This is a genomic window from Actinoallomurus iriomotensis (assembly GCF_030269445.1).
Lineage (GTDB): Bacteria > Actinomycetota > Actinomycetes > Streptosporangiales > Streptosporangiaceae > Actinoallomurus > Actinoallomurus iriomotensis.
Genome location: NZ_BSTJ01000007.1, coordinates 264984 through 290052, shown reverse-complemented (window position 1 = coordinate 290052; position 25069 = coordinate 264984). Strand labels below are relative to the sequence as shown.

At 70.6% G+C, this 25069-nt stretch carries 24 protein-coding genes and 2 riboswitches; of the genes, 16 read left to right on the top strand and 8 right to left on the bottom strand.

The genetic code is table 11. The annotated features are described in order from the left end of the window. Nucleotides 1-51: 51 nt before the first annotated feature. Both QSK37_RS28050 and QSK37_RS28045 read right to left on the bottom strand, forming a co-directional pair. A complete protein-coding gene (locus QSK37_RS28050) occupies nucleotides 52-783 on the bottom strand; it encodes a FadR/GntR family transcriptional regulator (protein ID WP_285579921.1) in 732 nt (243 codons plus the stop codon). Between the two features lie 181 nt (nucleotides 784-964). Next, nucleotides 965-2548, bottom strand: coding sequence for an amino acid permease (locus QSK37_RS28045; RefSeq protein ID WP_285626836.1), 1584 nt, complete (start codon nucleotides 2546-2548; stop codon nucleotides 965-967). Nucleotides 2549-2698: 150 nt separating this feature from the next. Here QSK37_RS28045 and QSK37_RS28040 point away from each other — a divergent pair, with 150 nt between their 5' ends. The 9 genes from QSK37_RS28040 to QSK37_RS28000 all read left to right on the top strand — a co-directional run bounded on the left by QSK37_RS28040 (nucleotide 2699) and on the right by QSK37_RS28000 (nucleotide 11240). After that, entirely contained in the window at nucleotides 2699-3316 is a 618-nt protein-coding gene (locus QSK37_RS28040; protein ID WP_285626833.1) for a class I SAM-dependent methyltransferase, read from the top strand. A gap of 72 nt (nucleotides 3317-3388) precedes the next feature. After that, entirely contained in the window at nucleotides 3389-4813 is a 1425-nt protein-coding gene (locus QSK37_RS28035; protein WP_285626830.1) for a glutamine synthetase family protein, read from the top strand. A 13-nt stretch (nucleotides 4814-4826) separates the two neighbouring features. Then, a complete protein-coding gene (locus QSK37_RS28030; protein WP_285626828.1) occupies nucleotides 4827-6173 on the top strand; it encodes an aldehyde dehydrogenase family protein in 1347 nt (448 codons plus the stop codon). A 28-nt stretch (nucleotides 6174-6201) separates the two neighbouring features. Then, nucleotides 6202-6969 (top strand): 3-oxoacyl-ACP reductase, encoded by a 768-nt coding sequence (locus QSK37_RS28025; RefSeq protein WP_285579914.1) that lies wholly within the window; start codon nucleotides 6202-6204, stop codon nucleotides 6967-6969. Beyond that, nucleotides 6966-7718: a gamma-glutamyl-gamma-aminobutyrate hydrolase family protein gene (locus QSK37_RS28020; RefSeq protein ID WP_285626824.1), complete on the top strand. Its 753-nt coding sequence runs from the start codon at nucleotides 6966-6968 to the stop codon at nucleotides 7716-7718. Before QSK37_RS28025 ends, QSK37_RS28020 begins: the two co-directional genes overlap by 4 nt. A 27-nt stretch (nucleotides 7719-7745) precedes the next feature. Next, a complete protein-coding gene (locus tag QSK37_RS28015) occupies nucleotides 7746-8462 on the top strand; it encodes a gamma-glutamyl-gamma-aminobutyrate hydrolase family protein (protein WP_285626822.1) in 717 nt (238 codons plus the stop codon). Nucleotides 8463-8634: 172 nt separating this feature from the next. After that, nucleotides 8635-9855, top strand: a complete 1221-nt coding sequence (locus QSK37_RS28010) for an alpha/beta hydrolase family protein (protein WP_285626820.1) — start codon at nucleotides 8635-8637, stop codon at nucleotides 9853-9855. 172 nt (nucleotides 9856-10027) lie between these two features. Next, nucleotides 10028-10612, top strand: a complete 585-nt coding sequence (locus tag QSK37_RS28005; protein WP_285626817.1) for an SRPBCC family protein — start codon at nucleotides 10028-10030, stop codon at nucleotides 10610-10612. Between the two features lie 70 nt (nucleotides 10613-10682). Further along, a complete protein-coding gene (locus tag QSK37_RS28000) occupies nucleotides 10683-11240 on the top strand; it encodes a dihydrofolate reductase family protein (protein WP_285626815.1) in 558 nt (185 codons plus the stop codon). Nucleotides 11241-11317: 77 nt separating this feature from the next. Here QSK37_RS28000 and QSK37_RS27995 read toward each other — a convergent pair whose 3' ends face one another. Genes QSK37_RS27995 through QSK37_RS27985 form a run of 3 tightly spaced genes read right to left on the bottom strand, consistent with a single transcriptional unit; the run spans nucleotide 11318 to nucleotide 14768 of the window. Further along, nucleotides 11318-13573, bottom strand: coding sequence for an ABC transporter permease (locus QSK37_RS27995; RefSeq protein ID WP_285626808.1), 2256 nt, complete (start codon nucleotides 13571-13573; stop codon nucleotides 11318-11320). Next, the gene (locus tag QSK37_RS27990) at nucleotides 13570-14247 is read right to left on the bottom strand and encodes an ABC transporter ATP-binding protein (protein WP_285626805.1); all 678 of its coding nucleotides are present in this window, start codon (nucleotides 14245-14247) and stop codon (nucleotides 13570-13572) included. Before QSK37_RS27990 ends, QSK37_RS27995 begins: the two co-directional genes overlap by 4 nt. Further along, nucleotides 14244-14768, bottom strand: coding sequence for a PadR family transcriptional regulator (locus tag QSK37_RS27985; RefSeq protein WP_285626802.1), 525 nt, complete (start codon nucleotides 14766-14768; stop codon nucleotides 14244-14246). Before QSK37_RS27985 ends, QSK37_RS27990 begins: the two co-directional genes overlap by 4 nt. Nucleotides 14769-14892: 124 nt before the next feature. Further along, nucleotides 14893-14990: riboswitch (glycine riboswitch) on the top strand. A 4-nt stretch (nucleotides 14991-14994) separates the two neighbouring features. Continuing rightward, nucleotides 14995-15071: riboswitch (glycine riboswitch) on the top strand. 78 nt (nucleotides 15072-15149) lie between these two features. Between QSK37_RS27985 and gcvT the strand changes: the two genes are divergently transcribed. From gcvT to QSK37_RS27960, 5 genes are read left to right on the top strand one after another with little or no spacing between them, the layout of a single operon-like run. After that, a complete protein-coding gene (gene gcvT / locus QSK37_RS27980; protein ID WP_285626800.1) occupies nucleotides 15150-16253 on the top strand; it encodes a glycine cleavage system aminomethyltransferase GcvT in 1104 nt (367 codons plus the stop codon). Further along, on the top strand, nucleotides 16250-16633 hold the full coding sequence (gene gcvH / locus QSK37_RS27975; RefSeq protein WP_285579899.1) for a glycine cleavage system protein GcvH: 384 nt from the start codon (nucleotides 16250-16252) through the stop codon (nucleotides 16631-16633). The genes gcvT and gcvH overlap by 4 nt, the downstream gene beginning before the upstream one ends. Nucleotide 16634: 1 nt before the next feature. Further along, complete coding sequence (gene glyA, locus QSK37_RS27970) at nucleotides 16635-17891, top strand: serine hydroxymethyltransferase (RefSeq protein ID WP_285626798.1); 1257 nt, start codon at nucleotides 16635-16637, stop codon at nucleotides 17889-17891. Between the two features lie 6 nt (nucleotides 17892-17897). Continuing rightward, nucleotides 17898-18833: a lipoyl synthase gene (gene lipA, locus QSK37_RS27965; RefSeq protein ID WP_285579895.1), complete on the top strand. Its 936-nt coding sequence runs from the start codon at nucleotides 17898-17900 to the stop codon at nucleotides 18831-18833. A 2-nt stretch (nucleotides 18834-18835) separates the two neighbouring features. Next, entirely contained in the window at nucleotides 18836-20209 is a 1374-nt protein-coding gene (locus QSK37_RS27960; RefSeq protein WP_285626795.1) for an L-serine ammonia-lyase, read from the top strand. A 7-nt stretch (nucleotides 20210-20216) separates the two neighbouring features. Here the strand turns inward: QSK37_RS27960 and QSK37_RS27955 are convergent, their stop codons facing one another. Then, complete coding sequence (locus QSK37_RS27955; RefSeq protein ID WP_285626791.1) at nucleotides 20217-21035, bottom strand: helix-turn-helix transcriptional regulator; 819 nt, start codon at nucleotides 21033-21035, stop codon at nucleotides 20217-20219. A 117-nt stretch (nucleotides 21036-21152) separates the two neighbouring features. Here QSK37_RS27955 and QSK37_RS27950 point away from each other — a divergent pair, with 117 nt between their 5' ends. Further along, complete coding sequence (locus QSK37_RS27950; RefSeq protein WP_285626788.1) at nucleotides 21153-22553, top strand: zinc metalloprotease; 1401 nt, start codon at nucleotides 21153-21155, stop codon at nucleotides 22551-22553. A gap of 1 nt (nucleotide 22554) precedes the next feature. After that, a complete protein-coding gene (locus QSK37_RS27945) occupies nucleotides 22555-23346 on the top strand; it encodes a hypothetical protein (RefSeq protein ID WP_285626785.1) in 792 nt (263 codons plus the stop codon). 101 nt (nucleotides 23347-23447) lie between these two features. Here the strand turns inward: QSK37_RS27945 and gdhA are convergent, their stop codons facing one another. After that, nucleotides 23448-24797 (bottom strand): NADP-specific glutamate dehydrogenase, encoded by a 1350-nt coding sequence (gene gdhA, locus QSK37_RS27940; protein WP_285626783.1) that lies wholly within the window; start codon nucleotides 24795-24797, stop codon nucleotides 23448-23450. After that, entirely contained in the window at nucleotides 24769-25041 is a 273-nt protein-coding gene (locus tag QSK37_RS27935) for a hypothetical protein (protein ID WP_285626780.1), read from the bottom strand. Before QSK37_RS27935 ends, gdhA begins: the two co-directional genes overlap by 29 nt. Between the last annotated feature and the right edge of the window lie 28 nt (nucleotides 25042-25069).

The following is a 25069-nucleotide window of genomic DNA, read 5'->3' as shown; positions in this document are numbered from 1 at the left end:
GAGCCGACGAACGATGCCTCAGTCGGACAAGCGTATGCCGTGAAGGCAAACTCATGTCAGGAAGCCGCGCAGTAGTGCCGCGGTGCCTTCAAGATGTTCGGCCACGGCCCGGCGCGCGGCGTCCTGGTCACCGGCCAGAATGGCGTCGACGATGGCGGCATGCTGGACCGCGGCGTGCTCGATGTTGCGCCGGAGCACGGGGATCGCGCCCAGCAGGTCGTTGAGCCTCATGCGCGCGTCGGCGCACGCGGCGGCCAGCGTCGGTGAGCCGGTCAGCTCGCCGATGGTCAGGTGGAAGCGTGTGTCGAGCCGCCGGTAGTCGGCGGGCGCCGCGGTGTCGGTCTCGCGCAGGCACTGCCGCAGCCGGGCGACCTGCTCGTCGCCGAGCCGCCGCGCGGCCAGCGCCTGCGCCGCGCCGGTCTCGACCGCCATGCGGAACACCAGAGCGTCGTTGAGCCGGTCGCCCATGCCGGCGGCGACGCGTTCGAGGTCGCCCCTGCGCGGCTCGGGCGGCCGGTACGTGACGAACGTGCCGCCGAAGCGCCCGCGCCGCGACTCGACGTACCCCTCATGCTGGAGCGCGCGGATCGCCTCGCGAAGCGTCACCCGGCTGATCCCGAGCCGGGGGGCGAGTTCGCGTTCGGGCGGCAGCCGCTCGCCGAGACCGACCACGCCGAGCTTGACGGCCTGGAGGAGCCGCTCCACGGTCTCCTCGAAGGCGTTCCCCTCGCGCACCGGGCGGAAGACCGCCGAGGTCGTGACGTCGGCCGGCCGGTCGCTCAACGCGGGCCGCCTTCGCTCATGCGGCTCAGCGTAGCGAGCCGTGGGCGGCCCGGAACCGGGCTGGGACCATGGCCGCCATGAGGCGAGTCCGTGATCCGGAGTCCGCGTGCACCGAGGGGCTTCGTCGCCCGCGTCACGGCCGGCCGGGCTTCGAGCCGGCCGTGACGCCGCCCACGGCCGGTCAGGCGGTCGCGGGGCCCGCGTCCAGGTCGCCCGGTTCGAGGGACTCCGCGACGCCGTCGACCGTACGGCGCGGGCCGGTGAACCAGTTCCTGGCCGAGAGCCCCCACCAGCCGCCGACCAGCAGCAGTACGGCGCCGAGCGCGATCGGCGCGTAGTTCACCGCGCTCCAGCTCCAGGCCTTGTCGCCGGGCACGCCGGCCGGCGCGAGCGGCATGATGAAGTAGATCGAGATCACGATGATCTCGATGACGGCGATCCAGCCGAGCACCCGGTACTTCGACCCCAGCGTCCACGGTCCCGGCCGGAACCGGTCACCCATCCGCAGGCGCAGGTAGATCGGGATGAGGAAGGCCAGGTACAGGCCGATCACCGCGATCGACACGACCGCGTAGAAGGCGACGGGCGTGCCGGTCGGGCTCTTGTACAGCGCCGGCAGGGTGAGCACGAGCGCCGCCACGCAGCCCATGACGATCGCGTTCACCGGAGTGCGGTTGCGGTCGACCTTCGACCACAGCCGCCAGCCGGGGACGCCGCGGTCGCGGGAGAACGCCCACGTCATACGGGACATGCTCGTGACACAGCTCATGCCGCAGTAGAACTGGCCGACCACCGAGATCGCGACGACGACCTTGGCCAGGGCCGGGCTGAGCGCGGTGGTGAAGATGGCCGTGACCGCGCCCTCCTGGGCGTCGATGCCCTTGACGTCCGTCGCGGCGAACAGGAACGACAGCAGCAGGATCCAGCCGCCGACCGCGGAGTAGGCGATGGAGCGCCACAGGCCCTTCGCGGCGGTGAGCGCCGCGCCGCGGGTCTCCTCCGAGACGTGCGCGCACGCGTCGAAACCGGTGATCGTGTACTGGGTCAGCAGGAAGCCGAGCGGCAGCACGTAGAACCAGTACATGCCGTTCGAGAACCCGGAGTTGTTGATCCGGTGGCCGAGGACGAACGACAGGCTCTGGTGTGAGTCCGGGCCGAAGACCAGGATCAGCACGATCGCCGCGACGCCGAACACGTGCCACCACACGGAGACGTTCTGCAGGACCGCCACGAGGTGGTGCCCGAAGATGTTGATCAGCGCGTGCAGCACCAGGACGATCAGGAACAGCAGGAAGACGAAGCTCAGGCCGCCGTCCCAGCCCTTGTGCAGCATGCCGAGGAGCACGTTGAGGAAGGTCGCGCAGCCGTAGTCGACGGAGGCGGTCACCGCGACCAGGCCGATGAGGTTGAGCCAGCCGGTGAACCAGCCGTGCACGGGCCGGCCCATGGTCGCCGCCCACCAGTAGATGCCGCCGGCCGTGGGATAGGCCGAGACCAGCTCGGACATGCAGAAGCCGATGATCAGGATGAACGCCGAGATGAACGGCCAGCCCCAGGTGATGGCGACCGGCCCGCCGTTGTTCCACGCCTGCCCGAAGGTGGTGAAGCAGCCGGACAGGATGGAGATGATCGAGAAGGAGATCGCGAAGTTGGAGAAGCCGCTCCAGGAGCGTTCCAGCTCCTGTGTGTAGCCGAGCTCGGCAAGTCTCTTGGCGTCGTCATCGAGGTGGGTGGCCATCAGTGCCTCCTCGAGGCTCGTGACCATGGCCTGTCCTTAACCCATTGGAAACACAAGGGCAGTCCAGCGGCCTGATGTTGTTCCGGAAGTCTGCGAGCGACCGAAGATCGCGTCAAGAGGGTGCCCGAATTTTGTTCGGTCCCGGATGGGCGGACGCCCCCTCGATAGGGTGCGCCGATGGCGGAGGAGTACTGGAACCACAACGTGCACTACCACCCGCTCGTACTCCGCGCGGTTCCCGAGGGCTGCGACGCCGCGCTCGACATCGGCTGCGGCGACGGGTTGCTGGCCCGGCGGCTGGCGCGGCGGAGCGACACGGTCGTCGGCGTGGACGTCTCGGCGGAGATGGTCCGGCTGGCCCGCGAACGCGGTAAGGGCCTGGACAACGTGACGTTCGCCGAGGCGGACTTCCTGCACCACGAGCGCGAGCCGCTCGGCGAGGGCCGGTTCGACTTCGTCAGCGCCGTCGCGGTCATCCACCACGTCGACTTCGCGCCGGCGCTCGCGGCGGTCGAGCGCCTGCTCGCTCCGGGCGGCCGGGCAGTGATCGTCGGGCTCGCCCGCAACGGGACGCCGCTCGACTGGATCCTGAGCGGCGCCGGCGTCCCGGCCGCCTCCTGGCACCGGCGCCGCAACGGCGGCAAGACCCAGCCGGACGGGCTGCCGATGAAGGATCCGGCCATGAGCTGGGGCGAGATCCGCCGCGACGCGCAGCGCCTGCTGCCGGGCTGCCGGTTCCGGCGGCATCTCCTCTGGCGCTACTCCCTGACCTGGGACAAACCGCGCAGTACCTGACGCGCGAGTCTTGACACGGCCACGGCTCAGGGCTCTCAATGGTCACAAATAACACCATTGGCCTTTCAAGCAATGGCCTCTCCCCCGAAGGGCGCCATCGTGCCGAACCGAGGTCTGCTCACGCTGGAACAACTCTGGGTCGAGGTGGAGGCGGACCGGATCGACACGGTCCTCATCGTCGTCACCGACATGCAGGGACGGCTGCAGGGCAAACGCCTGTCCGCCCGGTACTTCCTGGAGGAGGTGGTCGCGCACGGTTCGGAGGGGTGCAACTACCTGCTCGCGGTGGACGTCGACATGAACACGGTCGACGGGTACGCCATGTCCTCGTGGGAGCGCGGCTACGGCGACTTCGTCATGCGCCCGGACATGCCCACGCTGCGCTGGCTGCCCTGGCACCCCGGCTCCGCCCTGGTCTTCGCCGATCTCGCCTGGGGGGCGGAGGGGCGTAGCCACGGGGGTGAAGAACGGGACGGCACCGACGTCGTCGCGTCGCCCCGGCAGATCCTCCGCCGCCAGCTGGCCCGGCTCGCCGAGCGCGGCTGGGGCGCGTACGTCGGCACGGAGCTGGAGTTCCTGGTCTTCCAGGACACCTACGAGGAGGCCTGGAACCGGCGCTACCACGGCCTGACCCCGGCGAACCAGTACAACGTCGACTACTCGATCATGGGCACGTCGCGCGTCGAGCCGCTGCTGCGCCGCATTCGTAACGCCATGGACGGCGCCGGGATGTACGTCGAGTCGGCCAAGGGCGAGTGCAACCTCGGCCAGCACGAGATCGCCTTCCGGTACGCCGACGCGCTCAGCACCTGCGACAACCACGTGCTCTACAAGACCGGCGCGAAGGAGATCGCGGCCCAGGAGGGCAGCTCGATCACCTTCATGGCCAAGCCGAACGAGCGGGAGGGCAACTCCTGCCACATCCACATCTCGCTGCGGGACCGGGACGGCACCCCGATCATGGCCGGCGACGGCCCGCACGGCCTGTCGGAGATCGGTGCGCACTTCATCGCCGGGCAGCTCGCCTGCATGCGCGACTTCACGCTCCTGTACGCCCCGAACGTCAACTCCTACAAGCGGTACGCGCCGGGCTCGTTCGCGCCGACCGCGATCAAGTGGGGGCGCGACAACCGCACCTGCGCGCTGCGCCTCGTCGGGCACTCCGGACCGTCCCTGCGCGTGGAGAACCGCGTGCCCGGCGGCGACGTGAACCCCTACCTCGCCGTGTCCGCGCTGATCGCGGCCGGTCTGCACGGCATCGAGAACGAGCTGCCGCTGGAAGAGGCCTACGAGGGCAACGCCTACACCTCCGGCGCCGCCCAGGTGCGCGCCACGCTGCGCGAGGCCGCCGCCGACTGGACCGACAGCGACCTGGCCCGCGCGGCGTTCGGCGACGAGGTCGTGGACCACTACGCCAACAACGCGAACGTCGAACTGGCCGCCTACGACCGCGCGGTGACCGACTGGGAGCTGTTCCGCAACTTCGAGCGCACCTGACCGGGGGGATCGCGTGGCCGACTTCAAAGTGATCAATCCGGCGACCGAGGAGGTCGTCGCGGCCGTGCCGATGGCGGGCGCCGAGGAGGTCGACGCCGCGGTCGCGCGCGCCCGCGAGGCGTACGCCACCTGGCGGAACGTCGCGCCCGGCGACCGTGCCCGGCTGCTGCGCGCCTTCGCACGTACCGTCGACGAGCACGTCGAGGAGCTGGCGGACCTGGAGGTGGCCGAGGCCGGGCACCCGATCGGCCAGGCACGCTGGGAGGCCGGGAACGTCCGCGACGTGCTCGACTACTACGCGGGCGCGCCGGAGCGGCTGTTCGGCCGGCAGATCCCCGTGCCGGGCGGGCTGGACGTGACGTTCCGCGAGCCGCTCGGCGTGGTCGGCCTCATCGTGCCGTGGAACTTCCCGATGCCGGTCATGGGCTGGGGCATGGCCCCGGCGCTCGCCGCCGGGAACACCGTGGTCGTCAAGCCCGCGGAGGCGACGCCGCTGACCGCGCGCCGCATCGGCGAGCTCGCCCTGGAGGCCGGGCTGCCCGAGGGCGTGCTCCAGGTGGTGCCGGGTGAGGGGCCGGTCGCGGGACGGCGGCTCGTCGCGCACCCGGACGTCCGGAAGGTCGTCTTCACCGGCTCGACCCGCGTGGGCAAGGAGATCATGCGGTCATGCGCGGACCAGGTGAAACGGCTCACGCTGGAGCTGGGCGGCAAGAGCGCCAACATCGTCTTCGCCGACGCCGACCTGGAGCGGGCCGCCGCCACGGCGCCGTACGCCGTCTTCGACAACGCGGGGCAGGACTGCTGCGCCCGCTCGCGCGTGCTCGTGGAGCGCAGCGTGTACGACCGGTTCATGGAACTTCTGGAACCGGCCGTACGCGGCGTGCGCGTCGGCGACCCGCGCACCGAGGACACCGAAGTGGGACCGCTGATCAGCGCGGCGCACCGGGAGAAGGTGCGCGGTTTCACCGGTGACGGCGTCGCCTTCCGCGGGAGCTGCCCGGACGGGCCGGGGTTCTGGTTCCCGCCGACCGTGCTGACCGGGACGGGCCGCGCCTGGGACGAGGAGATCTTCGGTCCGGTGGTGAGCGTGCGGCCCTTCGAGGACGAGGCCGACGCCGTACGGATCGCGAACGACACGGTGTACGGGCTGGCGGGCTCGCTGTGGACCCGTGACGTCGGCCGGGCGCTGCGCGTCGCGCGTGCCGTCGAGGCGGGCAACCTGTCCGTCAACTCCCACTCGGCGGTCCGCTACTGGACCCCGTTCGGCGGCTTCAAGCAGTCCGGGTTCGGCCGTGAGCTGGGCCCGGACGCCCTGGACGCCTTCACCGAGACCAAGAACGTCTTCATCGCGACCGGCTGACGGCCGGTCTCCCGGGAGCGGAGGATCAATGCAGCGTCTGCAGGACCGCGTCGCGGTCGTCACCGGCGGTGCCAGCGGCATCGGCCTGGCGACCGTACGGCGATTCGCCGAGGAGGGCGCCAGAGTCGTCATCGCCGACGTGGACGAGACGACCGGCAAGAACGTCGCGGAGGAGGTCGGCGGGCTGTTCGTCCGCGCGGACGTCACCAGCGAGGAGGACGTGCGCGGGATGTACGCCTTCGCCAAGAACGCCTACGGCTCGGTGGACATCGCCTTCAATAACGCCGGGATCTCCCCGCCCGACGACGACTCGATCCTGACGACCGGCATCGACGCGTGGCGCCGCGTGCAGGAGGTCAACCTGACCAGCGTGTACCTGTGCTGCAAGCACGTCATCCCGTACATGCGCGAGCAGGGACGCGGCTCGATCATCAACACGGCGTCGTTCGTGGCGGTCATGGGCGCGGCGACCTCGCAGATCTCCTACACCGCCTCCAAGGGCGGCGTGCTGGCGATGTCGCGGGAGCTGGGCGTGCAGTTCGCCCGCGAGGGCATCCGGGTCAACGCCCTGTGCCCGGGACCGGTGAACACCCCGCTGCTCCAGGAGCTGTTCGCCAAGGACCCCGAGCGCGCGGCCAGGCGGCTGGTGCACATCCCGGTCGGCCGGTTCGCCGAGGCGAGCGAGATCGCGGCGGCCGTGGCGTTCCTGGCCAGCGACGACGCCTCGTTCGTCACGGCCTCGGAGTTCCTGGTGGACGGCGGGATCTCCGGCGCGTACGTCACTCCGCTCTCGTGACCCCGCCGGTCATCGGGGTGACGTCGTACGTGGAGCCGGCGCGGTTCACGGTCTGGGAGACGACGGCGACGCTGCTGCCGCACGCGTACGTCGAGCAGATCGTCCAGACCGGTGGGCAGCCCGTGCTGCTGCCGCCGGCCGGCGACCCGTCCTCGGTGCTGCCGCGCCTCGACGCGCTCGTGCTGTCCGGCGGCGGCGACCTGAACCCCGCGTCGTACGGCGCGGCGCCGCACGAGCGGACCGGTCACGTCCGCGACTTCCGGGACGAGGCGGAGCTCGCCCTCGTGCGCGGCGCGCTGGAGCTCGGCCTGCCCTTCCTCGGCGTCTGCCGTGGCCTCCAGGTGCTCAACGTCGCCCTGGGCGGCACGCTCCACCAGCACGTGCCGGACGTGGGCGGCGACGTCCGGCACTCGCGGAGCCCCGGGATCTACAGCCGGTTCCCGGTGAAGGTCGCGCCGGGCACGCGGCTGGCCGCGGCGCTCGGCGCGGAGACGGTCACGGTGTCGCACTACCACCACCAGGCGATCGACCGGCTCGGGGCGGGGCTGACCGCGACCGCGTGGTCCGACGACGGCCTGGTCGAGGCCGCCGAGGCCGGCGACCGCCCGTTCACGCTGGGCGTCCAGTGGCATCCGGAGGTCGACGCGGACCCGTCGCTGTTCCGTGCCCTGGTCGCGGCGGCGGACGGCCGGCCCGGTCAGCGACAGGTCAAATCGCGACCAGGCGAATTCCAGGTCGGTGGGGCGTGACGTCGCGTCACGCTTTCATCGTTTGCCGTGACAAGACCTGTGATCGGCGTGAGCGCCTACGCCGAACGGGCCCGCTGGGCGGCGTGGGACATGCCCGCCAGCGTCGTGCCCCAGCGTTATCTCGACAAGGTTCTCGCCGCCGGTGGGACGCCGGTGGTCCTGCCGGCCCTGCCCGGCGTCGACGGCGTGCTGTCGCGTCTCGACGGGCTGCTGCTCGTCGGCGGCGGTGACGTCGACCCGGCGCGGTACGGCGCGGTCCCGCATCGGGCGAGCGGGCCGGTCAACGCCGTCCGCGACGCCGCCGAGCTGGCCCTGCTGCGGGAGGCGCTCGCGCTGCGGCTGCCGATCCTCGGCATCTGCCGTGGCCTCCAGCTCATGAACGTGGCCCTCGGCGGCACGCTGCACCAGCACGTGCCGGACGTCGTCGGCCACGAGGGACACGCGGGCGGGGACGGCGTCTTCGTCCGGCACGACGTGCACCTGCATCCCCGCTGCGTCCTGGCCCGCGCGCTGAACCGTACGACTCTGGACGTGCCGAGCCTGCACCACCAGGCGATCGACCGGCTCGGCGGGGGCCTCACCGCGTGCGCGTGGTCCGACGACGGCCTGATCGAGGCGGCCGAGCTGGACGGGCACCCGTTCACGGTCGGCGTCCAGTGGCATCCGGAGGCCGACGCGGAGGTGGCGGTCTTCTCCGCGCTGGTGGCGGCCGCGGCCGTCCCCGCACCCGTCGTCGTCGTGTGAGAGGTCGGGAAAACCGAACCCCCGATCGGCGTGGTGGCACGATTCCGCCGCCGCGCCCGCCCGACCAGCATTGAGGCCATTCCTGCGACACCGGAGGTCCTCTCATGAGCGAGCGAAGCGAGCGAGTCAAGAACACGCGCGTCTGGATCACTCCACCGACGAAGGAGGGCTCGTGAACGGTTCCCGTCTCATCGGTGGTCTGGTGGCGGGCGGCCTGGCCACGGCCGCTCTGCTGGCGGCCGGGCCGACCGTCTCCTCGGCCGTTCCGCTGCGGCCGAACGTCCACACGGCGGCGTCCACGAACGCGGCGCGGCTCACGCTGCCTTCTCCCAGTGGGCCGGACGACGTCGGCACGGTCGCGGTGCGTCTGGTCGACGACTCACGGCACGATCCGTGGGTGCCCGCGCAGGCGTACCGGGAGCTGATGGTCAGCGTGTTCTACCCGGCGCGCGACGCCGCGGCCCACCCGCTCGCGCCGCAGATGACACCGGGCGCGGCGAAGCACTTCGACGCCTCGCTCGGCACCCCCGTCCACCAGGGCCTGGGCATCAAGCCCGGCGCCGCCGACTGGGGCGCCACGATGACGCACTCCCACCAGGGCGCGCCCGTGACGGCCGGCCGCCATCCCGTCGTGCTGTTCTCCCCCGGCCTGGGCGACCCGCGCACGCTCGGCACCACCTTCGCCGAGGACCTGGCCTCGCGCGGCTACGTCGTCGTGACGATCGACCACACCTATGACGCGTCGGAGGTGGAGTTCCCCGGCGGCCGGGTCGAGCCGTTCAAGCTGCCCCTGGACGGTGACCCGCTGGAGACGTTGAAGAAGGTCGTGAGCGTACGGACCGCCGACACGCGGTTCGTGCTCGGCCGGCTGAGCACGCTCCCGAACGGGCTGGGCGACGCCGTCGACCCCGGGCGGATCGGCATGGCAGGCCAGTCGGCGGGCGGGTTCACCGCCCTGCAGGCGCTGCACGACGACCCGCGCGTACGGGCCGCGGCGGACCTGGACGGCACGGTCGGCTTCGACCAGAGCGACGGCGGTCCCGGCCTGTCGTCGCTCGCCGAGAGCGGCCTGCGGCGGCCGTTCCTGCTGATGGGCAGCCAGGCGAGCGACCACCACACCGTACGGTCGTGGGAGGCGCTGTGGGACCACAGCACCGGCTGGAAGCGCGACCTGCACCTGCGCGGCTCGGCGCACCACACCTACACCGACCTGGAGTCACTGGCGCCGCAGCTCAAGGTGGACGCGGACACCGGCTGGATCGACTCCTCGCGGGCGGTGGCCGAGCAGCGTGCGTACCTGGCGGCCTTCTTCGACCGGTGGCTGCGCGGCCGCGACGACGACCTGCTGGACCGGCCGTCGCCGCGGTACCCCGACGTGACCTTCGTGCGCTGAGCCCCTCACCGTGGTCGCGTCGACCACGGTGCGGGCCGGCAGACCGGCGCGGGCTTTGCCCAGGGCCCTGTTCGCCCCCGGGCGGCCGTTCTCGCGGCGGCGGAGGTTGTACCCCCGCCGCCTGCACGAGGAAGGGGAAGGCGGTACGAACAGCCTGGACATGATGGGCGCGATGGGTTTCGTCCAGAAGTCCACGATCACCGCGTGGGAGCCGGGCGAGCGCCTGGCCTTCCGGGAGGACAGCCCGGACGGCACGTTCACGGCCTGCGAGTACCTGCTGGAGGGCCGGGACGGCGGAAGCACCGTCCTGCGGTTCGTGCACAGCGGCATCCTGAGCGACGACTGGGATGCGGAGTACTACGACAGCATGAAGGCAGGCGACCTGATGTACCTCAAGCAGCTCGCCGCCTACCTGAAGTACTTCCCGGGCCGCCACGCCACGCGCAACCTGTTCCTGGTCGGCCCGGCCGTGCCGGACAACGAGCGGGTGTGGTCGCGGTTCGCGGCCGCGCTCTCGCTGACCGGCGAGATGAACCAGGGTGCGCCCGTGCGATTGAACGTACCCGGCCTGCCCGCCACCGACGGTGTGGTCGAGTTCCTCGGCACGCCATATTTCGTCGGTGTGCGCACCCCGCACGGCATCCACCTGTTGATCAAGGGCTACCGGAACACGCTCGTCGTCGGGTACCACGGCTTTTCCGCCGACGAGGACGAGAAGGAGATCGAGTCGGCGTGGCGGTCCTGGCTCGCGTCGTAGGTGTCCAAGAGGGGCGTTGGACCTGCGCTGGGACCGTCCCGGCGCGGGAAGAAACAAACGGAGGCGTCGGATGCGTAGGTTGATTCTGGGCTTTTACGTCTCACTCGACGGCAAGAGCGCCGACGGGGACAACGGAATCCGGGACGTCATGGACAGCATCGACGACCCCGAGCAGGAGGAATACTTCGTCAGCCGGCTGTGGGAGGCCGGAGCCTTCCTCATGGGCCGCAAGACCTACGAGATCTGTGCCGGATACTGGCCCACCTCCGACCACCCGTCCGCCAAGGCCATGAACGAGATCCCCAAGGTCGTGTTCTCCCGCACCCTCGAAACCGCCGACGACTGGCCCGAGACCCGGATCGCCGGCGGTGACACCGCGGAAGAGATCGCCAAGCTCAAGGCCGGGCCCGGCAAGGACCTCGTCGCCTGCGGCGGCACCGAGTTCATGCAATCGCTGATCAAGCTCGGCGTGGTCGATGAGTACCGCCTGTGGGTGCTCCCCGCCATCACCGGCAAGGGCGCGCCACTGGTCCCCGAACTGGACGAGGCTCGGAAGCTGCGCCTGGTGAAAAGCACGGCCTTCCCCTCCGGAATCCTCGAACTGTGTTACGTACCAGCCGACAGATAAAACCCGCCAAGCGACGCACAGTCACGGTGGCATCGGGACGTAGGCGTGCCGAACGAGTGAGGGGATCGGTGAGCCCCTCACTCGTTCCGCGCGGTCTCGGGCCCGGTGATCCGCCGGAGCAGGGGCAGGGTGGCGGCGATGACGCCGAGGGAGACGGCGAGCCCTGCCACGACCGTGACGGCGAAGCCGATGCCCGGCGGGTGCAGCGGGTAGTCCAGCTGCGACCTCAGGAACAGCCCGGCGGCCAGGAACCCCGCCCCCGTCGCCACGACGGCGTTGGCCAGCAGCGGGACCGCGCTCTCCAGGACGACGGCCCGGCCGAGGGTCGCGAGCCGGACGCCCGTGAGCCGCAGCAGGCTGAACGGCCGTTTGCGCTCGTTCAGGCCGCCGACCACGCTCGCCGCCAGGGCACACCCGGCGATGCACAGGCTGACGACGATCACCACGTCGGCCAGGCGTTCGTACCCCCTGAGCAGCCGCGCGGTGTCGGCGTTCGCACGCATCTCCCGGACGGTGGCCGCCGGCTCGCGGTGCGGGAAGGCGACGGTGAGCACGGTCCGCGCCCGTTCGACCGCCGACGCCGACCCGTCCGTGCCGACGACGACCGTCTGGACCGGGAGGCGCCGCGCCCGCGACGAGGACAGGGCGGCGGCGGGCCAGTCCGTGCCGGGGAGGCGCTCGGAGTCGAACACGTAGTCGGGCGGCACCGACACCACGTCCGCGCCGGCGGCGCACCGCCCGAAGTGCGGCACCCCGGCCAGCTCGCGGCACGACATCAGCCCGGCCACCATCGGCCGGGGGCCGCCCAGCGAGAGCGTCGTGCCGAGCGGGTTCGTGTGGATCAGCATGACGCCCCGTACGCCGGGGATCGAGCGCAGCCGGGCCAGGACCTGGTCGGAGACCGGGACGGAGGCGCGGGGCACGCCCGGCGTCCTGGTCCAGCCGTGGGAGTACTCGGCCACCAGCGTGCCGCGGGCCGCCGCGTCGCTCTCGGGCAGGCCCTCTTCGGCCACCATCGTGTTGATCACTCCGACCGCCGTGCTGGTGACGAAGAGGGCGAGCACGAGGCCGCTGACCGCGCGATAGCCGGCCTTCGGGTCGTCGGCGAGCCGTCGCCCGGCGATCAACGTCGCGGGACGGCGGGCGTACCGCGCGACGACGCGTGAGCCGGCCATGGTCAGCCACGGCCCGGCGACGACCAGGCCGCCCATCATCAGGAAGATCCCGGTGAGGTACGCCCAGATCTGGCCGTTCGTGGTGTCGGGGCGACGGCCGACGAAGAACGCCAGCTCGGCGACGCCGGCGACGAGCGGGATCAGCCGGTACGGGCGAGGCGGGCGCGGAGTGACGCGCCGGCTCACGCCGAGCGGGGAGATCCGCACCCGGCGCAGCGCGAGGCGCGCCGCGATCATCGCCCCGATCGGGACGCCGACGGCGGCGAGCGCGATCTGGAGCGGGTTGAGCGACAGGTCGGCGGCGTAGAACCGCTCGCCGGTGAGCGGGAGCGCGGTCAGGCGCGTGCGGAAGAGGAAGAACAGTCCGAAACCGCCCGCGGTGCCGGCGACCGCCGCGACGCTGGACTCGACGGCCGCGACCAGGGAGATCTGCCGGGGCGTGGCGCCGACCAGGCGCATGGCGGCGAAGCGCTGTTCGCGACGCGTGGCGACGAGCCGGGTGACCGTGCCGATGAAGATCAGCACGGGGAAGAGCAGCGCCGCCGCCGTGACCGACAGGATGAGGTCGATGCCGTTCGCGTTGGTGCCGGCGTTGCAGCTCGAACAGCTGCTGGGCGTCCTGGTGGCGATGGCGGTCACCTTCGCCGCGCCGGGGGCGCGCGAGAGTTCGGCGGCGCTCGCGCCCGCGATGACGTACAGCGAGTCCGGGGACGGGAGCGCGGCCGGGCCGATCGTGCCGATCCGGCGGCCGGGGTAGCGGTCGCCGAGCCGGCCGGGCGGTGCCGTGCGCAGCAGCGCGGTCAGCGCGGCTGACGCGTAGTACTCCCCCGGCCCGGGCGGGCGCGGGATGCCGGGTGGAACGGGTGAGCGGGGCCCGGTGGCGGCGACGTCGACCCGGGTGATCGTCCTGCCCTCGTAGCGCTCGTAACCGAGGGTGGCCCACAGTGGGTCCGGGGACGGCGGAACACCCGCCGTGGCCTCGGGGGACGCGGAGTTCAGCCAGGCGTAGCGGGCGTTCTGCGCGTTGACCGCGTTGACGCCCGCCAAGGTCGCCAGCAGCAGCCCGACTCCCAGCGCGACGGCGGCCGCCGTGACCACCAGCCGCACGGCCGCCTCTCGCCCGCCCGCCACGGCCAGCCGCACACCGAACCCGATCACGAGATCACCCCGATCGACGTGGTCCTCCCGTCGCGGACGATGACCTCGCGGTCGGCGTACGCGGCCACCCGTGGCTCGTGGGTGACCAGGATGACCGTGGTGCCCTCCTCGCGGGCGGCGGACACGAGCAGCTCCATGACCTGCTCGCCGGTGAGCGAGTCGAGCGCGCCGGTCGGTTCGTCGGCGAACAGCACCCGCGGGCTCGCGACCAGGCCTCGGGCCAGTGCGACGCGCTGGGCCTGCCCGCCGGACAGCTCGCCGGACCGCCGCCGCTCCAGGCCGTCCAGGCCGAGCCGTTCGAACCAGGGGTGGGCCTGCCGGACGGCCGCGCCCCGGCGCATGCCGCCGAGCAGCAGTGGCAGCGCGACGTTCTCCTCGGCGGTCAGCTCGGGGACGAGCTGACCGAACTGGAACACGAAGCCGAAGCGGTCGCGGCGCAGGGCGCTGCGCTCGGCCTCGCCCATGGTGTCCACCCGGCGGCCGTCGAACCGGACCTCGCCGGAACCCGGCGTGAGGATCCCGGCCAGGCAGTGCAGCAGGGTCGACTTGCCCGACCCGCTCGGGCCCATGACGGCGAGGATCTCGCCGGCCTCGGCCGACAGGCTCGCGCCCCGCAGCGCGGGCGTGCTGCCGAACGACAGCGTCACGTCGCGCGCCTCCACGAGAGTCGTCACGGCAGGACCTCGCGTTTCAGCGCGTCGAGCCGGGCCGCGGTGAGGTCGATCCAGCGCAGGTCGGACTCCAGGTGGAACAGGCCGTGGTCGGCGAGCAGCGCGTCGACCAGGTCGCCGGTCCGCTTGGTCTCGGTCAGCTCGCGCATGCGTTTCAGGTGGGCGGCGCGCTGGGCGTCGAGGTACGCCTCGGCGTCGCGGTCGAGCAGCAGCGCGAGCACGACCTTCGTGAACAGCACCGTCTGCAGGTGCGGCTCGGCCTCGACCGGCTCGGCGAGCCAGGACTCGAACTCGGTCGCCCCCGTCTCGGTGATGACGTACCGCTTGCGGTCGGGGCCCGCGCCGGCCTCGGTCTCGCCCACGACCACCTTCCCCGCACGGGCGAGCCGGCCGAGGGTGGCGTAGACCTGGCCGAAGGACAGCGGCCTGCCCCGGCCGAACAGCGCGTCGTAGTCGCGTTTCAGGTCGTACCCGTGGCTCGGCTCCCGTTCGAGCAGGCCGAGGAGGGCGTAGGGAACGCTCATGAGACGGAGGGTACGTCGCGCGTATACTCGCCGTCTATACACTCAGCGTGTATCCGCGTGGCCAGGTGGGCCGATGTGCGGGCTGTCGCCGCGCGACGGGCGCTGCTAGCCTGGCGGCAGCCGTTGATCCCGCGCGGGAGAGCGCCCGGACCGCCAGTCCGGGCCGCCGAAGGAGCAACTCCTCCCCGGAACCTCTCAGGCGACGAAGACCGCGCGGAGCAGGCGACCTCTGGAAAGCGGAGCACCGCTCCCGCCGAAGGTGCAAGCCCCCCGGGCGAAGCTCTCAGGCGCCGATGACAGAGGGGGAGGCGCCGAGACCGCACGCGAACCAGTGGGACGATATGACCCCCGGATCGCCCGCGCGATAAGGAGCCTGCCGCGATGTCCGTTCCGGACACCAAGAAGACACCACTCCACGAGGTCCACGAGGGCCTCGGCGCCACCGTCACCGAGTTCGCCGGTTATCGGATGCCGCTGCGCTACGGCAGCGAGACCGCCGAGCACCAGGCGGTCCGTACCAGCGCCGGCCTGTTCGACCTGTCCCATATGGGAGAGATCTTCGTGACCGGCCCGCAGGCCGGGGCGGCGCTCGACTACTCCCTCATCGGACACCTTTCGGCGCTCGCCGTGGGCCGGGCGCGCTACACGATGATCTGCGACGCCGACGGCGGCGTCCTGGACGACCTGATCGTCTACCGGCTGGCCGCCGAGACCTATCTGGTCGTGGCCAACGCCGCGAACGCCGCCACCGTACGCTCCGAGCTGACCGCGCGGGCCGGGAAGTTCGACGGGGCCACCGTCGACGACCGCTCCGACGCGTACGCCCTCGTCGCGGTCCAGGGGCCGAAGGCGCAGGGGATCCTCGGCAAGCTCACCGACGCCGCGCTCGGCGACCTGAAGTACTACGCGATCCTGCCCGGCGCGGTGTCCGGCGTCGACGCCCTGATCGCCCGCACCGGCTACACGGGCGAGGACGGCTTCGAGCTGTTCGTCTCCGCCGGCGACGCCGTGGCGACCTGGGCGGCGCTGACCGAGGCCGGCGGCGACGACCTGCGGCCCTGCGGGCTGTCCTCGCGCGACACGCTGCGCCTGGAGGCCGGGATGCCGCTGTACGGCAACGAGCTGACCACCGAGACGACGCCGTTCGACGCGGGCCTCGGCCGTACCGTCAAGTTCGACAAGGGCGACTTCGTCGGACGTGCCGCGCTGGCCGCGATCGCCGACAAGGCGCCGGAGCGCACCCTCGTCGGCCTGGTCGCCAGGGGACGGCGGGTGCCCCGGCACGGGTACGACATCGTGGGATCAGACGGCACGCCGTGCGGAGTCGTGACCAGCGGCGCGCCGTCCCCGACACTGGGCAAGCCCATCGCCATGGGCTATATCCACGCGGGTCACACCGAAGACACCGATCTGGCGGTGGACATCCGCGGCAAACATGAGCCGGTCGACAAGGTCGCCCTGCCTTTCTATAGGAGGACCCCGTGAGCAACGTTCCCGAGACCCTTTCCTACACCGAAGAGCATGAGTGGATTACCGAGCCGTCCGACGGTGTTGTGACTGTGGGGATCACCGCCTATGCCGCCGACGCCCTCGGTGACATCGTGTACGTCTCGTTGCCGCAGGAGGGCGCCACGGTCGAGGCCGGGGAGCCCTGTGGCGAGGCGGAGTCGACCAAGTCGGTGAGTGACATCTATGCGCCGGTGACGGGGGAGGTCGTGGCGGTGAACGGTGCGGTCGAGGAGGACCCGGCCGTGATCAACACCGACCCGTACGGGGAGGGCTGGCTGCTGAAGATCCGTACCGACGGTGACGGCCCCGACCTGCTGGACGCGCCGGCCTACTCCAAGCTGATCGAGGAGGCGTGAGATGAGCCTGTCCAACGCCCCTCTCTCCGAGATCGACCCGGAGGTCGCGTCGGCCATCGCCGAGGAGCTGCACCGCCAGCAGTCGACCCTGGAGATGATCGCCTCGGAGAACTTCGCCCCGGTGGGCGTGCTCGAGGCCCAGGGCTCGGTGATGACGAACAAGTACGCCGAGGGCTACCCGGGCCGCCGCTACTACGGCGGCTGTGAGTACGTCGACGTCACCGAGCAGCTCGCGATCGACCGCGCCAAGGCCCTGTTCGGCGCCGACCACGCGAACGTGCAGCCCCACTCGGGGGCGCAGGCCAACATCGCGGTGTACTTCGCGCTGCTCCAGCCGGGCGACACCATCCTGGGCCTGGACCTCGCCCACGGCGGGCACCTGACCCACGGCATGAAGATCAACTACTCGGGCAAGATGTTCAACGTCGCCGCCTACCACGTAGGCGAGGACGGCCTGGTCGACATGGACGAGGTCGCCCGGCTGGCGCGCGAGCACCGGCCGAAGATGATCGTCGCCGGCTGGTCGGCGTACCCGCGGCAGCTCGACTTCGCCGAGTTCCGCCGCATCGCCGACGAGACGGGCGCGCTGCTCATGGTTGACATGGCGCACTTCGCCGGGCTCGTCGCCGCCGGGCTGCACCCCTCGCCGGTGCCGCACGCCGACGTCGTCACGAGCACGACGCACAAGACCCTCTGCGGGCCCCGCGGCGGCCTCATCCTGTGCCGCGAGGAGTTCGCCAAGAAGATCAACTCCGCGGTGTTCCCGGGCACGCAGGGCGGGCCGCTGGAGCACGTGATCGCCGCCAAGGCCGTGGCCCTGAAGATCGCCGCGTCCGAGGAGTTCGCCGAGCGCCAGCGCCGTACGGTCGAGGGCGCGAAGGCACTGGCGGCGCGGCTGTCGCGCGAGGACGCCGCCAAGGCGGGCGTGAAGGTACTGACCGGCGGCACCGACGTGCACCTGGTCCTGGTCGACCTGGTCGACTCGGAGCTGACCGGGCGCGACGCCGAGGACCGGCTGCACTCCATCGGCATCACCGTCAACCGCAACGCCGTCCCGAACGACCCGCGGCCGCCGATGGTGACCTCCGGGCTGCGGATCGGCACGCCCGCGCTGGCCACCCGCGGCTTCCAGGAGGCCGACTTCGCCGAGGTCGCCGACATCATCGCGCTCGCGCTGCAGCCGTCGTTCGACGAGGCAGCGCTTTCGGCCCGGGTGACCGCCCTGGCCGAACAGCACCCGCTATATCCCAGTTTGTGAGATGAGATGACCATCGCCCCGGAAGGCCGCAAGCTGCTCCGCGTCGAGGCGCGCAACGCCGCGACCCCGATCGAGCGCAAGCCGCCGTGGATCAAGACCAAGCTGAAGATGGGGCCGCAGTACCGGGAGCTGACCGACCTGGTGCGCAGCGAGGGCCTGCACACCGTGTGCCAGGAGGCGGGCTGCCCGAACATCTACGAGTGCTGGGAGGACCGCGAGGCCACCTTCCTCATCGGCGGCGACCAGTGCACGCGCCGGTGTGACTTCTGCCAGATCGACACGGGCAAGCCCGCCGCGTACGACCCGGACGAGCCCCGGCGCGTCGCGGAGTCGGTCGAGCGGATGGGCCTGCGGTACGCCACGATCACCGGCGTCGCCCGCGACGACCTGCCGGACGGCGGCGCGTGGCTGTACGCCGAGACGGTGCGGCAGATCCACTCCGCGCTGCCCGGCTGCGGCGTCGAGCTGCTCATCCCGGACTTCAACGCCGTGCCGTCGCAACTCGCCGAGGTGTTCTCCTCCCGGCCCGAGGTGCTCGCGCACAACCTGGAGACGGTACCGCGGATCTTCAAGCGGATCCGGCCGGCCTTCCGGTACGAGCGGTCGCTGTCGGTCCTGACCCAGGCGCGTGAGGACGGGCTGGTCACCAAGTCCAACCTCATCCTCGGCATGGGCGAGACCCGCGAGGAGATCACGCAGGCGATGCGCGACCTGTACGACGCGGGCTGCGAGCTGCTCACCATCACGCAGTACCTCCGGCCCACCCCCCGCCACCACCCGGTCGAGCGCTGGGTCAAGCCGGAGGAGTTCGTCGAGCTGAAGGCCGAGGCCGAGGAGATCGGCTTCGCGGGGGTGATGTCCGGGCCGCTCGTACGCTCCAGCTACCGCGCCGGGCGTCTCTACCAGCAGGCCATGGAGGCTCGCGGCGTCGTGGCCGAGTAGTCATGGCGATCAGCGTCTTCGACCTGTTCAAGGTGGGTATCGGTCCGTCCAGCTCGCACACGGGCGGGCCGATGGTGGCGGCGCACCGGTTCGCGCGTTCCCTCTCCGCCGACGGCCTGCTGGAGAAGACCGCGTCCGTACGCACCGTGCTGTACGGCTCGCTGGGCCTGACCGGCAAGGGGCACGGCAGCGACAAGGCGGTCATCCTGGGCCTGGAGGGTGACCGGCCGGAGTCGGTCGACGTCGACGGTGTTCCGGCGCGGCTGGCATCGGCGCGTTCGCGGGGGACGATCCGCCTGCTCGGCTCGCGCGAGGTGCCGTTCGTCGTCGGCTCGGACCTGATCTTCGAGCGCAAGGAGTCGCTGCCGCACCATCCGAACGGCATGCGCTTCACGGCGTACGACGACGCGGGCGAGGTGCTGCGGGAGAAGGTCTACTACTCGGTCGGCGGCGGTTTCGTCGTGGACGAGGACGCGACCGGCGCCGACCGCATCAAGCCGGACGACACGGTCGTGCCGTACCCGTTCGCGACCGGGGCCTCGCTGCTGTCGCTGACGGAGGAGACCGGGCTGTCGGTGCCGGCGCTGATGATGGAGAACGAGAAGGCGTTCGGGCGCGACGAGGAGACGATCCGCGCGGACCTGCTCGGGCTGTGGCAGGTGATGCGGGAAAGCGTCACGCGCGGCTGCACGAACGAGGGGCTGCTGCCGGGCGGCCTGAAGGTACGGCGCCGCGCGCACCTGCTCTACCGCAAGCTGCTCGCCGAGACCGAGGCGGACCCGCTGCACGCGATGGACTGGGTGACGCTGTTCGCCCTCGCGGTCAATGAGGAGAACGCCGCGGGCGGCCGGATCGTCACCGCCCCGACCAACGGCGCGGCGGGCATCGTCCCGGCGGTCCTGCACTATTACGACAAGTACGTCCCGGGCGCGTCCGACGAGGGCGTCGTGCGCTTCCTGCTCACGGCCGGGGCGATCGGCGTGCTCATCAAGGAGAACGCCTCGATCTCCGGCGCGGAGGTCGGCTGCCAGGGCGAGGTCGGCTCGGCGTGCGCGATGGCGGCGGCGGGCCTGACCGAGGTGCTCGGCGGCACCCCGGAGCAGGTGGAGAACGCCGCCGAGATCGGCATCGAACACAACCTGGGCCTGACCTGCGACCCGGTGGGCGGGCTGGTGCAGGTGCCGTGCATCGAGCGCAACGCGGTCGCGTCGATCAAGGCCATCAGCGCGTCCCGATTGGCTCTGCGCGGCGACGGCCGCCACTTCGTGTCGCTGGACAAGGCGCTGAAGACCATGCGCGACACCGGCCGCGACATGCTCGACAAGTACAAGGAGACCTCACGCGGCGGCCTCGCCGTCAACGTCATCGAGTGCTGACCGCTCACTACGGTGGCGGCTCCGGACACTGCCGGGTTGATCCGCGTCCACCGCGCGGCGCACCCCCGGCCACATCGTCCGGCTCGCCGGTCCGGCGCAACCACCAGGCCACCGCAGCGGCTCGGTTGGGCACCTCCGCCTTGGCGAAGACGGACTCAAGGTGCTTGCGTACGGTGCGGGTGCGGATCCCGAGCCGCGTGGCGGTCTGGTCGTTGGTGTGGCCCGCCGCCACCAGCCGTAGTACCTGCTTCTCCCGTTCGGTCAGGTGGGGTCCGTCCGCCGGCGCGAGCCCGATCGTCGCACGGACCGCCCGTACCTCGGTCTGGAAGGCGAGCGCGGCGGACACCATTCGTCGAAGCTGGTCGACGGCGCCGACTTCCCGGTCCGAGAAGTCGCGCCTGGTGCGCATGAGGCCGATGAACACGAGGTCCTGTTCGGTGAAGGCCAGGGTCGCGGCGAGTTGGTAACGCAGGCCGTAGTGGGCGAGCAGGTCGCGATATACGGCGGTGTCCAGAAAACGACGGAAGGACATCAAGTCGCTGGTCCGGTACGAGCGTGGATCATGGGTGGCCAACAGGTGGGCGAAGTAGGGGTGCTCGCCGAACTTCGTGGTCCAGGCGTGTAGTTCGTCCAGTGGCGGAGTGTCCGGACCGGACACCGTCATCGTGGGAAGACGGCCCGGTGTACGACGCCACACGGTGAGGGTCGTCGTGTCCGCGCCGACCGTTCGTCGCAGGCCGTCGGTCAGGATCGTCTCGAACGGCTCGCCGGCGATGATGGCATTGCCGGCGCGCAGCCCGTAACGCAGCAGTTCTGCCTCGTTCATGCGATCACCCTTGCTCACCAGGCAGTCTAGCTCCGCGTGGCGCGTCATCACCGCAGAGTCAAGGTGGCGGAATGGCCACTGTCCGGACGTGGCCTCGCGCGACCATGCTCGTGCTTCATGGGCGAACCATCATTTCTCACCGTCGACCACGGCGAGTTCCACGTGGTACGCGACCAGGTGCACACCGCGGTCACCGTCGTCAGAGGCGATCGCGTCGAACTGCGGGTCAGCGGGTATGACATGGTCAATTTCGGCGGGGGCCTGCTCGGTCTTTTCGAGCCACGCCTGAACGCCGACGGCGATCCCGTCACCGCGCCTGAGGATTATCCGGCGCCACGACTTCGCAAGAACTCGCTTATCTGCGACATCGGTGGAGTCTGGCACCAGGGCGGCCTCAACGCGCAGTTCGAGGCACAACGCAGCGGCGAGATCATTCTCGCCCCCAATGATGCGTATCCCGGCGACAACAAAGAGGGCTGGATGGTCCGGCTGATCACTCATAGGATCATCCGGAAAATAGCGTTCAACCCGAAGCTGACCGTATCTTGGATCGAGCTTGTCCAGGTCGTACAACGACGCGACAACTCGATTCCGCTGGTGGCCGGTAAACGGACGGCCGCACGGATCTTCCTCACCAGTGACGGTGACGGCACCGGCGAGGATGCCTACCAGCAACCTGTACACGACGTCAGCGACACCGTCACCGTGTCCTCCTCGGCGGGGAAGAAGGATCTGCCGTTCAAGGGCGCGACGGCGTTTCCGGCTGGTCAGCACGACCGCGACGACAAGACGCACGGCGTCCTGCTCGAACTGCCGCTCGACCTTCTCACCGGAACGGTCAAGTTCAGTGTCACCTGTGCGGCGGCCGGTGGCACCGGAGACGACTGGACCACGAACTTCGACACCACGTTCACGTTCACGCCTACGCGGCGGATCCCCGTCCGACCCGTCCTCATGACACAACCCGGCATCACGACGCCGGACTTCGCCCAGTTCAAGAAAATCGCCGCACGAGCGATAGATTTTCTACCGCTGGCACCTGGAGCGTTCGATTTCCTGGCACCGATCGTCCTGACGATGCCGCCTTTCCGAACCGACGATGACTGGTGGCAACATCTGGTCTACCTGGAGTCGTTCGCTCGCATTCCTCTCGAGCGCGCCGTGACCGCGGCGATCGTGCACCCGGCCATGCCGATCAAGACCAGCGGTATCGGCGTGAGCCTACCGCGAGGCATGTTCATCGTGGACGTTTCCAGCGGGCTCGACGACTCCGCCGGCACATTCGCGCACGAGTTCTGCCATGCCGTCGGGGTCCTTCACGCACCACCGCCGAACTGCGGCGCCGGCTGGCCGTTCGACTACCGCATCCTGCCCAAGACCGACCAGCCCTGCCTCGACATCGCGACGATGACCCTGTTCCCCTCCGGGTCCGACGACCTGATGGGCTACTGCGGAGCAGTCCCTACGCGACGGACCTCCACAGCCACCTACCTGAGGTTCCTTGAGGGCGTGAGGTGAGATGACGAACGAACTGACCCGACGCCAGCTGCTGCGAGCGGGCCTGCTCACCGGGTCGGCGCTGGCTCTGCCCGGTCTGGCGATCGCGTGTAGCGCCACGGCACCGACCGAGATCCGGTCGCTGGAACTCGGCGGACAGCATGCCACGTTGATCGGCGACCCCGCCTCCCCGGCGCCGCCCAGACTGACCGCCAGCGGATACGCGGTCGGCGACAAGGCCTGGCTCAGTCTCGGTTTCATGCTGTCCGCCGAACTGAACGACCACGCCGACCCACTCGTCGAGGACATCAAGGGCGCCTATCGCGACGTCCGCGTGCAGATCCTCAACGCGGCCGGCGCCGCCCTCGTGGACACGCCCGTCCAGGGCAGGCCCGCCTGCACCAACACGGGCGCCACGACACGCCAGGAGGCGATGTTCGTCCTGTCGGCACTGCTCCCCGCACCGGCCGACGCCCACTCGATTCAGGTCAGCGAAGGATCCGCCACGTTGTTCTCCCGAGTGCTCCCGCACGACGTACCTCAGGTGTCGGACCTCAGCGTGCACCGGGCCGCCGACGGATACACCGTAAGCTGGCAGGTCCAGCACTCGAACAGCACGACCACCGCGAGTTTCGTACTCGTCCGAGGAGTCCACGGTGGCTGGCAGCCGGCAGGCATCGCCGTCGAACAGCCCCCCGGTACCCGGTCCGTCGTCCTTTCCGCAGGGCCGGACGCGACTCCTGTACAGGAAGTGGCCGTCCTGACCACGGACGGACTGCATACCGTCGCGTCGTTGGCTGCCCCGAACCAATGATCATTGAGTCGTGAAGCCTGTTGTTCCGACGCGGTACGGGTCTCCGCGAGACGCTCTTCGGCATACAGCGCCAGGCGGGTCCGGTCGACGAGGCCTCGCCGTCAGATGACGCCGAGAGCCAGCATGGCGTCGGCGACCTGGACGAACCCGGCGATGTTGGCTCCGGCGAGGTAGTCGCCGGGGCTTCCGTACTCGTCGGCCGTCTCCACGCAGCGGTCGTGGATGCCGCGCATGATGGCGGCAAGGCGTTGCTCGGTGTGGTCGAAGGCCCAGGAGTCGCGGGAGGCGTTCTGCTGCATCTCCAGTGCGCTGGTCGCGACGCCTCCGGCGTTGGCGGCCTTACCGGGGGCGAAGGCCACGCCGGCTTCGGCCATGAGCTGGACGGCCTCCGGGGTGCACGGCATGTTCGCGCCTTCCGCGACGATGCCGCATCCGTTCCGGACCAGGGTCGCGGCGTCGGTGCCGTTGAGTTCGTTCTGCGTGGCACAGGGCAGGGCGATGTCGCAGGGAACGTCCCACACCGAGCCGCCCTCGACGTACCGGGCGGAATCGCCTCGGGCCTCGACGTACTCGGAGATGCGGCCGCGGCGGACCTCCTTGAGGTCCTTGAGCAGGTCGAGGTCCACGCCCTTCTCGTCGACGACGTAGCCGCCGGAGTCCGAGCAGGCGATCACGGTGCCGCCGAGCTGCTGGACCTTCTCGATCGCGTAGATGGCGACGTTGCCGGAACCCGACACCACCACCTGCTTGCCGTCGAAGGAGTCGTCGCGCGTCTTGAGGATCTCCTCGACGAAGAAGACGGTGCCGTAGCCGGTGGCCTCGGTGCGCACCTGGGAGCCGCCCCAGGCCAGCCCCTTTCCGGTCAGAACACCGGACTCGTAGCGGTTGGTGATCCGCTTGTACTGGCCGAACAGGAAGCCGATCTCGCGGCCACCGACGCCGATGTCGCCCGCGGGCACGTCGGTGTGCTCGCCGATGTGCCGGTAGAGCTCGGTCATGAAGGACTGGCAGAACCGCATGATCTCGCCGTCGGAGCGACCCTTCGGGTCGAAGTCCGAGCCTCCCTTGCCGCCGCCGATCGGCAGGCCCGTGAGGGCGTTCTTGAAGATCTGCTCGAAGCCGAGAAACTTGATGATGCCCAGGTAGACGCTGGGGTGAAAGCGCAGGCCGCCCTTGTACGGGCCGAGCGCGGAGTTGAACTCCACCCGGAAGCCACGGTTGACCTGCACGGTGCCGGCGTCGTCGACCCACGGGACGCGGAAGATGATCTGCCGCTCGGGTTCGCACAGCCGGCGGATCACGGCCGCGTCGGCGTACTCGGGGTGCTTGGCGACCACCGGACCGAGGCTGGTCAGGACCTCGCGCGCCGCCTGATGGAACTCGGCCTCGCCGGCGTTGCGCCGTACTACCTCGTCGTAGATGTCATGCAGTTTCTCGTCCAGGCCGGGCAAGCCGTTGCTCCTCTTCGTTGTTCGTGGCCGACTCCACCCGCTCCGCGAGACGCTCTTTGGTCAGCAGCGCCAGAGTGCTGATGGCCTCGTCGAGTTCCCGTACGGTCCGGTCCGGCAACGACTTCAGCGCCATGCGGGTCCGGTCGACGAGATCCGCGTCCTCCGGGGTCTCGATGAACGCACCGCTGAACTTGTTGACGATGGCACCCAGTCGTTTCGGGTCCATGGTCGCAGGCGGAGTCACGCTGCTTTCCTCCCGTCGGTTTGGGCGG